The sequence below is a fragment of the Rhodococcus sp. AQ5-07 genome (genome assembly GCF_009707305.1).
In the GTDB taxonomy this organism is placed as follows: domain Bacteria; phylum Actinomycetota; class Actinomycetes; order Mycobacteriales; family Mycobacteriaceae; genus Rhodococcus_F; species Rhodococcus_F erythropolis.
In genome coordinates, this window is record NZ_CP046099.1 from 5,924,689 (window position 1) to 5,937,159 (window position 12,471).

The following is a 12,471-nucleotide window of genomic DNA, read 5'->3' on the forward strand; positions in this document are numbered from 1 at the left end:
TCGGTGGCCGAGTCGGGCATACGTTCGAGGCTGATGGTTTGACCGCTGCAGTGCCGAAATCACACGCGAGGGGATGACCGCCACATGGATCACAGTCAGATGGACCATAGCGAGACGGACCATAGCGCGATGGACCATGGCCAGATGGAGCACGGTGCACACGGTGGTCACGCGGATCATGTCGCACAGTTCCGGACGTTGTTCGCAGTCATGCTGGTAATCGCAGTTCCGGTTGTTGCGGCAGATGCGATGTTCGCTGATCTGGTCGGGTACACATTGCCGGAAAACGCTCTGGTGGAATGGATCTCACCGGTACTCGGCACCGTGATGTACTTCTGGGGAGGCAAGCCGTTCCTCACCGGCGCTGTCGCCGAAATACGTTCTCGGCAACCCGGAATGATGCTTCTGATCGCACTTGCCATCACCGTTGCCTTCTTCGCTTCTTGGGCTGCAAGTCTGCACTGGGTGGATCACACTCTTGATTTCTGGTGGGAGCTCGCGCTTCTGATCGTGATCATGTTGTTGGGTCACTGGATCGAGATGCGTTCGCTCAGTCAGACATCGAGCGCCTTGGATTCGCTTGCCGCTTTGCTGCCCGACGAGGCCGAACGGGTGGTGGGGGAGTCGGTGGAAACCGTGCCCACCGCAGCTCTGGCCACCGGCGACCTGGTGATAGTTCGTCCCGGCGCCCGCGTTCCCTCGGACGGAACGGTCGTCGAGGGAAGCGCCGACATGGACGAATCCATGATCACGGGCGAGTCGAAGACCGTCCGCCGGACTGTCGGAGATCAGGTGGTGGCCGGCACCGTAGCCACCGACTCGGCACTTCGGCTTCGAGTCACCGCTGTGGGAGAAGACACCGCGCTCGCCGGTATCCGGCGCCTGGTCGAACAGGCCCAGAACTCGTCGAGTCGTGCTCAGGTGTTGGCGGACAAGGCCGCTGCTCTGCTGTTCTGGTACGCACTGGGCGCGGCAGTGCTGACCGCGATCGCCTGGAGTATCTGGGGCACACCGGAGAGCGCAGTCACCCGGACGATCACCGTTCTGGTGATCGCCTGCCCGCACGCGCTCGGGTTGGCGATTCCGCTGGTCGTCTCCATCGCGACGGAACGAGCAGCTCGGGCTGGGATTCTGATCACCGACCGCATGGCCCTCGAGGCGATGCGCAACGTAGACACCGTTCTCTTCGACAAGACCGGCACTCTCACCAAGGGGGAGCCCGCAGTGGTCGGTGTGCGCGGCGTCGACGGGTACTCCGACGACGAAGTTCTCAGCGCAGCAGCTGCCGTCGAATTCGACAGCGAACATCCACTCGGGCGCGCCGTCGTCGCAGCAGCGCGGGAGTTGTCGCTCGAATTCACTTCGGGTTCCGACTTTCAGGCGCACAACGGAATCGGGGTTGCTGCGGACGTCGGCGGCGCACGCGTCGGTGTCGGCGGACCGGGGATGTTGAGATCGGTCGGGGCCACAGCGATCCCGGGGACCGAAGAGTGGCTCAGTGACGGGTCGACGGTCCTGCATGTAGTGCGTGACGAGAAGGTAATCGGCGCATTGGCATTGGCCGACGAGATTCGCCCGGAATCAGCATTGGCCGTCGACGCCCTCCACGCTCGCGGTGTTCGAGTGGCCATGGTCACCGGAGACGCGGAGGCCGTGGCTCATTCGGTCGCCCGCAGACTCGGAATTGACGAGGTCTTCGCCGAGGTGCTTCCTCAGGACAAGGGAGCGCAGGTATCTCGGCTTCAGGCTGCGGGCCACCGCGTGGCGATGGTCGGTGACGGGGTCAACGATGCGCCGGCACTCGCCCAGGCGGATGTGGGTATCGCGATCGGTGCCGGAACCGACGTGGCGATCGCATCGGCGGGAGTTGTTCTGGCCAGCGATGATCCGCGTTCGGTGAGCTCGGTCATCGAGCTGTCCCGCGCCACCTACCGCAAGATGGTTCAGAACCTCTGGTGGGCAGCGGGATACAACGCGATCTCGGTTCCCCTCGCTGCGGGAGTACTGGCGCCCGTCGGGTTTGTGCTGCCGATGGAGGTCGGAGCAATCCTGATGTCGGTATCCACTGTGGTCGTTGCCGCGAATGCCCAGTTGCTGCGACGCTTGGACTTGCGGCAACCACCGGTGACCGCGTTCGAGTCGAGAGTGCTCACACCGCAGTAGTGAGCGGAGGAAGGCGGACTACTGTCGGCTCAGGAACGGAACGAGCGCACGCAGCACAGCTTCGGAGTCCGCGACTGCGCTCGCGTGATCAGCCCCCTCGATCACAGTCAAGGCACTGTCCGGGATCAGCGACGCTAGATGCTCGGTATCCGGCAGGCGCTCGCGATCTCTCGATCCGACGAACAACAACGCCGGTGTGGCGATCCGTTGAAGCTCGGCGTCGTCGATGCCCTGCTCCTTCTCGGCCCGGCGCATGTAGGCCGCGAGTGCGAGGGCATCGTTGATTCGAAAGGCCGTCGCAGTCTGTGGATCCACCGGTTTGCCGCGCCTCGCGCCCCAACCGGTCAGAAACCCCTCGATACCGCCGCTTTCGAGTGCGTCGATGCAGCCTGGGAAGAACAATGCGTCGAACGCCCCCGTCATCGGCCGGCTACTACCGCCCCCGACGGTCAGCGATCGCACCCGTTCGGAGTGCTCGACAGTCAGCGACATCACCGAGCGCCCGCCGAACGAGTATCCGAGGACGTGAGCCGGTTCGAACGGAGACTCCGTGTCGAGGATCTCCAGGAGGTCGCCGACCACCAGATCCATTGCATACGAATCGGAGTCGTGTGGTTTGTCACTGCGTCCGTGACCCCGCATGTCGACGAGGATCAGACGATACTGTTCCTGGAGCGCCTTGACGTACCCGAAGCCACGCCAGATGGAGCGCGACAACGCTGTGCCGTGCACCATCAACAGGGGTGGGCCATCGCCCACGATCTGATAGGCGATCCGCGCACCGTCCACCGGATTTCTCACGTCGTGCAACACCCGTCCAGTATGGGTGCCAGCTACTGCGCACACGAACTCGAGTAGTCGTCCGGAGCCATTCCGACGGATGCCGTGAACTTTCACGACCAGTCGAGCAATCAACTCGGCCTCCCTCAGAGCTACCGGTCACTGCCCGGCCGGGCAGTACCCACCGTTCCAAGCAGTGCATCGGTGAAGGGGTCTGCCGTGCTGACGCCTGCGGCTATGCCCCGAAGCAGAGCCTCGAAATCAGTGGCAACTACGGTGACCTCCTCGAACTCAGGCTCTCCCCCACGGACAACCTGACCGTCCGGTGCGAGCGCCAGGTACTCGTACCCATTGCGTACCGACAGCAGAACCGGGAGGTGAGTGGACCAGAAGGCGTTGATCGCCGCGCGCTCAGCCGGCCCGGAAGCGACCGCCAGGCTCTCGTGCCGGAACGCATTCCAAGGAAACGCCTCATCACTGACGCCGACTCCACCGGCATAGTTCTCCGCCGAGAGAAACCACACCTGGTCGTCGGAACTGGCAAGTACGGAGAACGAACTCGCCCACACGATGAGTTGATCACAAACGCCGACCAGCGGTTGCGGAACTGGGGCAGAGGCCGATCGAGTAGGTTCTTCGCGAACCCAACCTGCGATCGACAGCGCGGCGGTTGCGTCGAGGTGAAGGCACATCGCCCCACAGTAAGGCCAGACCGTCTCGCACCGATAGCGTCAACCGTCGGCCTACTCGGGATCGATGTCCTGAATACCATTCTCGTCCATGCTGATCCATCGCGTTATGCCGATGTCGCGCAGGAACGGCAGATCGTGACTCACCACCACCATGGCACCGCGGAAATCGGAAAGTGCCTGCGTGAGGTGAGCGAGACTCGGTAGGTCCAGGTTGTTTGTCGGCTCGTCGAGAAGAAGCAGCTGGGGCGCGGGTTCGGCCAGAAGGATCGTCGCTAACGCCGCGCGCAATCGTTCACCGCCGGAGAGCGCAGAAGCCAATACATCGGAATCCGTTCCCCGGAAAAGGAACCGTGCCAACTGCCCACGAATTTCCTCGGCTGTCGCGTGTGGCGCGGCCAAAGCGACGTTGTCCGCCACCGAGAGATTCTCGTCGAACACGTCGAGACGTTGGGGGAGCGCACGAGAGGCTACGAACGGAGTCGACGCAGCGAGTGCATCGAGCAATGTTGTCTTGCCGATTCCGTTGCGTCCCAGTAGCGCAATCCGCTCCGGCCCGGTGATCTGGAGCGATACCCCTTGGCCGCTCCGCAACGTAACCTCGGCGAGCCGCGCAACCTGCTGCCCCGGATGAACCTCTGTAGCAGGAAGGTCCAGGCGAATCTCGCGATCGTCTCGAAGGAGTTCCTCTGCCTCCGACAGGGCGGACTTGGCCTCGTCCACCTTCCCGATATGGTTGAGGGCCAGCTTTCCGGCCGAAACTTGGGCTTGGCGTTTTCGTTCCTGCGCGATAATCAGTGGCACCCGCTTGTTCTCGAACATCTTCTGCCCATAGCGTTTACGTCGGTCCAGTTTTGTTCGAGCGTCGATCAGCTCGCGGCTCTGCTTCGCCAGATCGGCCTTGGCGTCGCGAACAGTGGCGAGTGCGTTTTCCTGCTCAGCGGTCACGACCTCCTGGTAGTGCGAGTAGTTGCCGCCGAACACGCGTAGATCCCCCCGACGTAGTTCGACCGTGTACTCCGCGGTGTCGAGCAGTTCCCGGTCGTGGCTGACGATCAGTACGGTTCCCGGAAACTGTTGGACTGCAGCATGAACTCGTGATCGAGCGTCGCGGTCCAGGTTGTTGGTCGGCTCGTCGAGGAGTAGCACCTGCGGATTCTTCAGCAGTGTTGCGGTCAGGCCGAGTAGGACGGTCTCCCCGCCGGAGAGGGTGCCGACGGTTCGGCTCAATGCTGCGGTATCCGGAACTACCTTCTCGAGGCCGAGTCGATGCAAGGTGGAGAGAGCGCTCTCCTCGATATCCCAGTTGTTGTCCACGAGTGCAAAATCGGACTCGGATCCGTCGCCGGTTTCGATGCGGTGCAATGCGTTTCGTAGTTCGTGGATACCGAGGATGCCGTCCACCCGAACACTCGGATCGAGTGTGATGTCTTGGCGGAGGTAGCCGACCTCGCCGGAAGCGGTCACGGATCCGGATTCCGGTGAGAGCTCTCCCGCGATCAATCGCAGCAGAGTCGACTTTCCCGATCCGTTAAGTCCCACGAGACCGACACGGCCACTGGGGAATACAAAATTGGTGCGGGAAAAGACTGATTCGCCGTCCGGCCAGATGAAGGTGAGATCCGAGAGCGACAGAGAAGGATGGGATTGGGTCATGAGTACTCCAGAGGGTGCTTGGACTGTGCGCCCGGCTCAGCAATTGCTGATGGGTGCGAGTGCCTTCGCGTGATGAACCTCTAGAGGAGCAACGGCCCGTTTCCTGTTCTGTCGGGAATGATTCGTGTTCCAGGTTAGAACACTCGAGTGGTCCCCTGCAATCGAATTATTTTGTGCTGTCGGTCTCGTCAGTGTTCGGTGTTGAGATTTTCTGGTCCTCAGATTTTCGGGCCTTCGGACCGAAGATCGTCGACCTTCGACATCGCTTCGCGGAGTTCCGTGAGCCATTGTTCGCTGTGCTTGCCCGCCAACCGGACTGTCCACATGAGAGCGTCCGCTCGCGAGCGAGCAACTCCCGCGTCCACCAAGGTGTCGAGAACCTTGCGTTCGGGCTGACGCAGTCGTGTCATCACCGGAACTGCGAGATGTGTGAACAGGACGGTCTTTTCGTCCAGGCGTACACCCCAGGCGACCTTGCGTCCGTAGCGAGCCTCGGCCTCGTCGGCGATGCGCATCCGGTCGGCGCGCGTGGTTTCGCGAAAGCGCGAGATCCTTCCGTCCGCGGCGGCCTCGCCACCGTCGACTGCCGGGAGTTCACCGATCACGACGATTTCTTCGCGGTCGACCTGGACGTCGGCGGTCCCGGTGAACCAGTCATCTGGAAGTCGACCGGCAAACCAGTCGGACGCATCACTCGCGTCGGGAACCGATGCCTGTTGCCAACCTCCTGGACGGCCGAACCTGCGGTCGCCGGAGCTTTGTGAGTTCTTCATGGCGTTCTCCTCGGAAAGCTGGTGGAGCATGACGTGCGTTTATTGCACTGATTACATGATTACACCGATAGTCGAACCGGCGCCACAAATTCGGGCATGATCGGAGTCGTGCGCCTTTCACACGCTCGTCAGAGCTTCCGAACTTTCCGTCGTCCCGTGGCTGCCGTGGCTCTGGGGGTATTGGCCGCAGGATCGGTAGTTGCCTGCAGTTCTGGCCCTGACCAGCCGAAATCAGTGGCAGAGGAGTTCGCCTCCGCGCTCACGTCGGATGACGTGCAAGCGGCGGCAGCCCTGACCACCGATCCGGCGGCGGCCTCGACTGCGATTTCGGCTCTGATCGACGGGCTGGGCAAGGACGAGGGAACATTCACCGTCTCCGACGCCACCGAGTCCGGTGATTCTGCGGGGACGTTCACACTCGATGCGGCGTGGAAGTTCGGTGAAGGTCAGGACTGGAACTACTCGACGCAGGGAAACGCGTCGAAAAGCGGGGACAACTGGCTGATCCAGTGGGATCCGGCGCTGCTGGCTCCGGACCTGACCGCCTCGACCACGCTGCGCTACACGCCCACGACCGGTGCGCCGCCGTCCGTGCTGGACGCAGCAGGCCAGCCGATCATGGAGCAGCAGGTGGTGACGCTGGTCAATCTCGATTCCGCTGCGGTTCCTCCGGTGGACACGGCAGCCGTGGCCGCCCTGCTCTCGCCCGTCGCACCGACGATCACGGCGGCATCGCTCAGCGGCGACCTTGCGTCGGCGAGCGGGAAGCCGGTCACCGCAATCACTTTGCGTGCCGAGGATCTTGCACCGATCGAGGAGCGGTTGGCGGCGATTCCCGGAGTGAGCTTGGCGCCGCAAGCGCGGTTGCTCTCGGTGGACAAAACTTTGGCGTCGCCGACGTTCAGTGGGCTGTCCGATCTGTGGCAGGAGGGGCAGGACAAATCCGCAGGCTGGGCGGTGCAGCAGGTGAAGCAGAACGGAACCGTCACCACCGTCGCCGGCCAAGACGGGCCGGTTGCTCCGAACATCGCGACCACCATTGACCGACCACTGCAACTCGCGGCCGAGAACGCGCTCGCCGGGGTGACGCAACAGGCGGCGATCGTAGCGCTACAGCCGTCGACCGGAGCGGTGTTGGCGGTGGCCCAGAATGCCCCCGCCGACGCACAGGGCCCCATTGCGTTGACCGGCCTGTACCCACCGGGGTCCACGTTCAAGACCGTGACGACCTCCGCGGCGCTGCAAGCCGGCGTCGCTACACCGGACACGGTTCTGGCGTGCCCGGGTACCGAGAACATCGAGGGCCGTCAGATCCCCAACGACGACGAGTTCGACCTCGGATCGGTTCCGCTGCACACCGCGTTCGCGAAGTCGTGCAACACCACCATGGCCAGGATGGCCGTCGGTCTGCCTGCCGATGCTCTACACAACGCGGCTCTGCAGTTCGGGCTTGGCGTCGACTACGTCACTCCGGGCCTCACGACGGTGACGGGCAACGTCCCCGATGCGAACACACCCGCCGAACGCGTCGAGTCCGCGATCGGACAGGGCACGGTAACCGCCACGCCTTTCGGGATGGCTCTCGTGGCGGCCTCGATCGCCAACGGGACGACACCCGCGCCGATGTTGGTCAAGGGACAGCCCGGCGTGGCAGATCAGACCGTGGCACCGGCTCCCACCGAGGTGACCGAACAGTTGCGGGTGATGATGCGCGAGACCGTCACAGGCGGTACGGCAACGTCGTTGCAGGACATTCCGGGGCTTCTGGGCAAGACCGGTACGGCCGAAACCGAAGGTGGTCCAGCACACGGGTGGTTTGTCGGAATCAAGGGAGATCTCGCATTTGCGGTGTTCATTGCCGGCGCGGACAGCTCTTCGCCTGCGGTGCAGGTAGCGGGTACTTTTCTGCGCTGAAACCTGTTTTCCGTTGCAGTTGGATCACGCCGTCGTAGCTCAACCGTGACACGTTCGTAGGCATCCCGTGCTTGTTACTCGTGTGACAGAAGTAAAGAGTTACATGCATGGGGCCCGGAGGACAGCACAACCGTCGTGGAAAATATGTCGTTGCTTCGATAACTGCTGTCGTTCTGACAGTGGCGCTCGCGTCATGTGTCATCGGTGGGGAGAAGAAAACCGACGCCGCTTCGGTGGTGGAAGACTTCGTCACCGCCCTCAACAACCACGACGCCGAAGCTGCTGCGGCGCTCACGTCGTACCCCAACGCAGCCCGCCCCTCGATCCAGCAGATGTTCGACGGACTGGCCGCCAAGTCCACCGACTTCGACGTCGCTCAGGTCATGGATCTGGGTAGCGACTCCGGACTCTTCACCCTCGACGCGTCCTGGAACTTCGGCGAAGGCAAGGACTGGAGCTACCAGTCGCAGGGCGAGGTTCGCGATCTTTCCGTCGGCTGGCGGGTGTCCTGGGACCCGTCAGTCCTGGTTCCCGACCTCGGAAACGGGCGCACCGTCTCGTACACCCGCACCGACGCAGCGCCCCCGAAGGTGGTCGACAGCACGGGCACCCTGCTCATGAACGAGCAGACCATCAACGCGATCACTCTCGACCCGGCGACCATGCCGGACCCCGTCGACACCACTCGTCGCCTCGCCGCAGTTCTCGAGCCCGTCGCACCGTTGGTGACCTCGGAGTCGATGCTGGCCGACCTCGCGGCCAACCCGGGCAAGCCCGTCACCGCCGTACTGCTCCGCGATCCCGACTACGCGTACCTGGAAAGCGATTTTGCGATCCCCGGCGTCGTCGTGGTCAAGACACCCAAGCTGATCGCCTCCGATCGTCGTATCAACTCGCCGCTCCTGGACCCGCTGCGGACCGTGTGGCAGGCCAATCGCGACGCCACCGCCGGTTGGGCGGTCAACCTGGTGGAGTCCAACGGATTCCCGATCAAACAAGCCGGCTTCCAAGGACCTCCCGGCCCCGACGTCGCCGCAACCCTCGACTCGCACGCTCAACTCGCTGCAATCGAAGCCGTCGTCAGTGCAGGTACTCCCGCCGCCATCGTCGCGATCCGTCCGTCGGACGGCGCCATTCTGGCTGCAGCACAGAACAATCAGGCCATCGAACAGGGCCCGATCGCATTCACCGGGTTGCGCCCGGCCGGCGGCGCCCTCGATCTGGTTCGCCTCGCATCGTCGATGCAGAACGGCGTCGACCCCGGATCTGTGTCACCCGAACAGTTGGCCGACACCGGGCAGCAACTCGGGCTCGGCAACGGCTTCCACATTCAGGGACTCGATCAGCAGACGGCAGTACTTGCCGCGAACCGCCCCGGCGTGGACCAGGCGATGAACAACGTCATGGCCAACAAGACGTCCAACGACGCGGACGCGCCGACAGTGACACCGTTCGGAATGGCGATGCTCGCGGCATCGATCGCCCGCGGCAGTGCCCCGCTGCCGATGATGGTATTCGGACAACCGGCTACCGCCGACGTCACACCGACGGCATTGCCCGGCGACGTCAACAATCGTCTGCGCGACGCCATGCGAGGGGCCGGCGGACTGGCCGGGTACCCGGACATGATGGCGGCCGGTGCAGCGAGCGGTGACGATCGCTGGTTCTACGGATCGCGCGGAGACTTCGCGTTTGCAGTGTTCGTCGCAGACGCCGACGGCGGCGATCGAGCAATGCAGATGACGGACAAGCTCTTCCAGGAACTCGGCAAGCCTGCCGACAAGTAGTACCAGGCACCGCGGGTAGATTCCTGGTTCGTGAACCTGCTCGATTTCCTTTTCCTCGTCGTAGCGGGATTCTTCAGCGGTCTAGTCGGTTTTGTCACCGGTCTCGCATCGATCGTTTCGTATCCGGCGCTGCTGAGCGTCGGGCTCTCGCCGGTCAGCGCGAACATGACCAATACCGTCGCGTTGGTGGCCGTCGGCGTCGGCGCATTGGCGAACTCGTCCCGTGAAGTTGCCGACACGGGTCCGAAACTTGTTCGCTGGTCTCTCTATTCGGCTGCCGGCGGCATCATCGGTTCCCTGATTCTGTGGCTGGCACCGGAAGGTTCGTTCGAATCCGTCGTGCCGGCAATGGTTGTGTTCGCCTCGCTCGCGTTGCTACTGCAACCGAAGATTCGTGAGTTGTCCGGCGGCGGTGACCGTCCCGGAATCTACTCGGCCGCACTGTTTGCCGTCGCGGTCTACGGCGGCTATTTCGGTGCCGGTGCCGGCGTCATCTTCCTGGCCGCGACGCTCATCCTCACTTCCGAAACGGTGTGGCGTGCAACGATCCTGAAGAGCTTCTTTCTCGGCATTGCCAATCTTGTGGCTGCACTCATCTTCGCCTTCTCCGGACAAGTGCATTGGGTGGCCGCGTTGGCGATGGCGCTCGGAGCGTTGGCCGGAGGTTGGTGTGGCCCGCCCGTAGTCAAGAAAATCCCGCCATCGGTACTGCGAGTGGCAGTAGCGATAGCGGGATTCGTGCTGGCTCTGTGGTTGTGGGTGAAGTGAGACCGCCTACTTCACGCCCTGCATCAGCTTCTTGATCCAGGGTGAGGCAAGAGCAAGAAGTACTCCGATTCCGATTGACGAGAAACCGATGATCAGGAAGAACGGACGACTGTCGTCGATGTCGAAGTAACCGGCCAAGGTTCCCGCCATCGAAGAACCCAATGCAACGGACAAGAAGAACAACGCCACCATCTGGGTGTGGAAATGCTCGGGCGCGAGTTTGGTTGCAAGGGAAAGGCCGACGGGGGACAGAAAGAGTTCCGCGAAGGTGAAGAGCAGAAGCACTCCGGCAAGGCCGAGGAGCGGTGCACTGTTCGGTCCGCCACCGGTGATCGGGATGAATGCCAGGAACGCCAGACCCATCGTGCCGGTACCGAGCGCGAACTTGATCGGCGACGACGGCTGACGGTCACCGAGTTTTGTCCACATCGCTGCAAACACACCGGCAAAGATGATGATGAACACCGGATTGATCGACTGCACCCACGTCGGCGGGAAGTCCCAACCGAAGAGATTGCGGTCCAGGAGTTTGTCGGAGATCACCGGCACGGTGGTGAACTGCTGCTGAAACAGCGACCAGAAGGCCGCGCTCGCAATGAACATCGGGATGAACGCAAAGACTCGACTGCGTTCGACCTTGGTCACCTTCTTGCTGGTGAGCATGAGGAGGAAGTAACCGACCGAAGCGACGATCGTGAGTCCGACAACGACGTCGGACATGTTGTCCGCGGTGATCAAACCGGTGATCGAGGCGACCGCGACGACGACGATCGCGGCAATGCCGATCCCGATGTAGAGCGCGCGCTTGTCTGCAGGCAACGGGTTGCCGGGCTCGGCTCCGATTCCGTGAAGATGCTTCCGACCCAGCGTGTACTGGATCAGGCCGAGAGCCATGCCGACGGCGGCGAGAGCAAAACCGGCGTGGAATCCCCAGGCGTCCTGGACGGCTCCGGTGAGCAGTGGACCGACAAGACCGCCGATGTTGATGCCCATGTAGAAGATGGAGAATCCGGCGTCGCGGCGATTGTCCTGTTCGGAATATAGGTCTCCGACCAGAGAGGTCGCATTGGCCTTCAAGCCGCCGCTGCCGAAGGCGACCATGACCAGGCCGACACCCACACCCCACATGCCAGGAAGAACCGACAAGGCGATGTGGCCGGCCATCACCAGCGAAGCGCTGTAGAAGAGCGTGCGCTCGGAGCCGAGAAGTCGGTCGGCCACCCACGCGCCGAGAATCGTCGACAGATAGACGGTGCCGCCGTATGCGCCGACGATGCTGGTCGCTGCCGCCTGACTGATGCCGAGGCCGCCGTCGCTGACGCTGTAGTACAGGTAGTAGATGAGGATGCCTTGCATCCCGTAGAAGGAGAATCTCTCCCACATCTCGACGCCGAACAGGTTCGCCAGCGCAAAGGGTTGGCCGAAGAACCCCCGGTCTTCTTTCTCGCTACGTTCGACGGGCTCCGTAGTGTTACTCATTCGAAAAGTGTCCTACGTGCTCGGGCATTTCGGGTGGTTCCGAGCCGTGGAGTTTGGTTACGACTTGGTGCGGATCCTCGCTACCAGCGGAGCGAGTGCGCGCCAACCGAGAAGGAACGCGCCGAGGACCAGCGTCGCGACGACGATGAAGCTGAATTGGGTGCCCTGGCCACTCAACACTCGCAGGATCATGCCGATGACGACGGCGCCGAGCCAAACGACAATGCCGGTGGGAAGAAGGAGAACGGCGTTGAACTTGTCGCGGTACAGCGCGAACGTGGCAGCCCATCCGATCACCAGGCCGGTCAGGAAGGGCCACGATGTCTTCGCCAGACCGGCGAGCGCATTGGCTTCTTCGTGGGTACGGCGCCCTATCGCGCAGAAGATTATGACAAGAATGGCGTCGATCAGCAGGAATGGTGCGTACTTCTTCACGCTCACACCATACGACTGTGCGCCTTT

The 12,471-nt window shown here is 62.7% G+C and carries 10 protein-coding genes; 4 read left to right on the plus strand and 6 right to left on the minus strand.

The window, feature by feature from the left end; translation table 11 throughout:
- Nucleotides 1-84: 84 nt before the first annotated feature.
- On the plus strand, nucleotides 85-2,163 hold the full coding sequence (locus GJB56_RS27465) for a heavy metal translocating P-type ATPase (protein WP_113682184.1): 2,079 nt from the start codon (nucleotides 85-87) through the stop codon (nucleotides 2,161-2,163).
- Nucleotides 2,164-2,181: 18 nt separating this feature from the next.
- On the opposite strand, the gene GJB56_RS27470 is transcribed toward GJB56_RS27465, so the two are convergent.
- From GJB56_RS27470 to GJB56_RS27485, 4 genes are all read right to left on the minus strand, one after another.
- Nucleotides 2,182-2,952 carry an alpha/beta fold hydrolase gene (locus GJB56_RS27470; protein WP_069147100.1) on the minus strand — a complete coding sequence of 257 codons (771 nt, stop codon included), beginning with the start codon at nucleotides 2,950-2,952 and terminating at the stop codon, nucleotides 2,182-2,184.
- 143 nt (nucleotides 2,953-3,095) lie between these two features.
- A complete protein-coding gene (locus GJB56_RS27475) occupies nucleotides 3,096-3,635 on the minus strand; it encodes a hypothetical protein (RefSeq protein WP_021343034.1) in 540 nt (179 codons plus the stop codon).
- 51 nt (nucleotides 3,636-3,686) lie between these two features.
- Nucleotides 3,687-5,288 carry an ABC-F family ATP-binding cassette domain-containing protein gene (locus tag GJB56_RS27480; protein WP_020968570.1) on the minus strand — a complete coding sequence of 534 codons (1,602 nt, stop codon included), beginning with the start codon at nucleotides 5,286-5,288 and terminating at the stop codon, nucleotides 3,687-3,689.
- Nucleotides 5,289-5,506: 218 nt separating this feature from the next.
- Nucleotides 5,507-6,061, minus strand: coding sequence for a hypothetical protein (locus tag GJB56_RS27485; RefSeq protein ID WP_029254565.1), 555 nt, complete (start codon nucleotides 6,059-6,061; stop codon nucleotides 5,507-5,509).
- A 96-nt stretch (nucleotides 6,062-6,157) separates the two neighbouring features.
- Between GJB56_RS27485 and GJB56_RS27490 the strand changes: the two genes are divergently transcribed.
- The 3 genes from GJB56_RS27490 to GJB56_RS27500 all read left to right on the plus strand — a co-directional run bounded on the left by GJB56_RS27490 (nucleotide 6,158) and on the right by GJB56_RS27500 (nucleotide 10,530).
- A complete protein-coding gene (locus GJB56_RS27490) occupies nucleotides 6,158-7,975 on the plus strand; it encodes a penicillin-binding transpeptidase domain-containing protein (RefSeq protein ID WP_195849567.1) in 1,818 nt (605 codons plus the stop codon).
- Nucleotides 7,976-8,082: 107 nt separating this feature from the next.
- Nucleotides 8,083-9,762, plus strand: a complete 1,680-nt coding sequence (locus GJB56_RS27495; protein ID WP_020968573.1) for an NTF2-like N-terminal transpeptidase domain-containing protein — start codon at nucleotides 8,083-8,085, stop codon at nucleotides 9,760-9,762.
- Between the two features lie 30 nt (nucleotides 9,763-9,792).
- Nucleotides 9,793-10,530: a sulfite exporter TauE/SafE family protein gene (locus tag GJB56_RS27500; RefSeq protein WP_113682186.1), complete on the plus strand. Its 738-nt coding sequence runs from the start codon at nucleotides 9,793-9,795 to the stop codon at nucleotides 10,528-10,530.
- Between the two features lie 6 nt (nucleotides 10,531-10,536).
- Here the strand turns inward: GJB56_RS27500 and GJB56_RS27505 are convergent, their stop codons facing one another.
- Entirely contained in the window at nucleotides 10,537-12,009 is a 1,473-nt protein-coding gene (locus GJB56_RS27505; protein WP_019747095.1) for a peptide MFS transporter, read from the minus strand.
- Nucleotides 12,010-12,066: 57 nt separating this feature from the next.
- The gene (locus tag GJB56_RS27510) at nucleotides 12,067-12,444 is read right to left on the minus strand and encodes a DUF3054 domain-containing protein (protein ID WP_030534655.1); all 378 of its coding nucleotides are present in this window, start codon (nucleotides 12,442-12,444) and stop codon (nucleotides 12,067-12,069) included.
- Between the last annotated feature and the right edge of the window lie 27 nt (nucleotides 12,445-12,471).

Excerpts from the sequence above, each read along its gene's own strand:
- GJB56_RS27480 (WP_020968570.1), bottom strand. The coding sequence starts at position 5,288 with ATGACCCAATCCCATCCTTCTCTGTCGCTCTCGGATCTCACCTTCATC.
- GJB56_RS27475 (WP_021343034.1), bottom strand. The coding sequence starts at position 3,635 with ATGTGCCTTCACCTCGACGCAACCGCCGCGCTGTCGATCGCAGGTTGG.
- GJB56_RS27505 (WP_019747095.1), bottom strand. The coding sequence starts at position 12,009 with ATGAGTAACACTACGGAGCCCGTCGAACGTAGCGAGAAAGAAGACCGG.
- GJB56_RS27490 (WP_195849567.1), top strand. The coding sequence starts at position 6,158 with ATGATCGGAGTCGTGCGCCTTTCACACGCTCGTCAGAGCTTCCGAACT.
- GJB56_RS27485 (WP_029254565.1), bottom strand. The coding sequence starts at position 6,061 with ATGAAGAACTCACAAAGCTCCGGCGACCGCAGGTTCGGCCGTCCAGGA.
- GJB56_RS27465 (WP_113682184.1), top strand. The coding sequence starts at position 85 with ATGGATCACAGTCAGATGGACCATAGCGAGACGGACCATAGCGCGATG.
- GJB56_RS27495 (WP_020968573.1), top strand. The coding sequence starts at position 8,083 with ATGGGGCCCGGAGGACAGCACAACCGTCGTGGAAAATATGTCGTTGCT.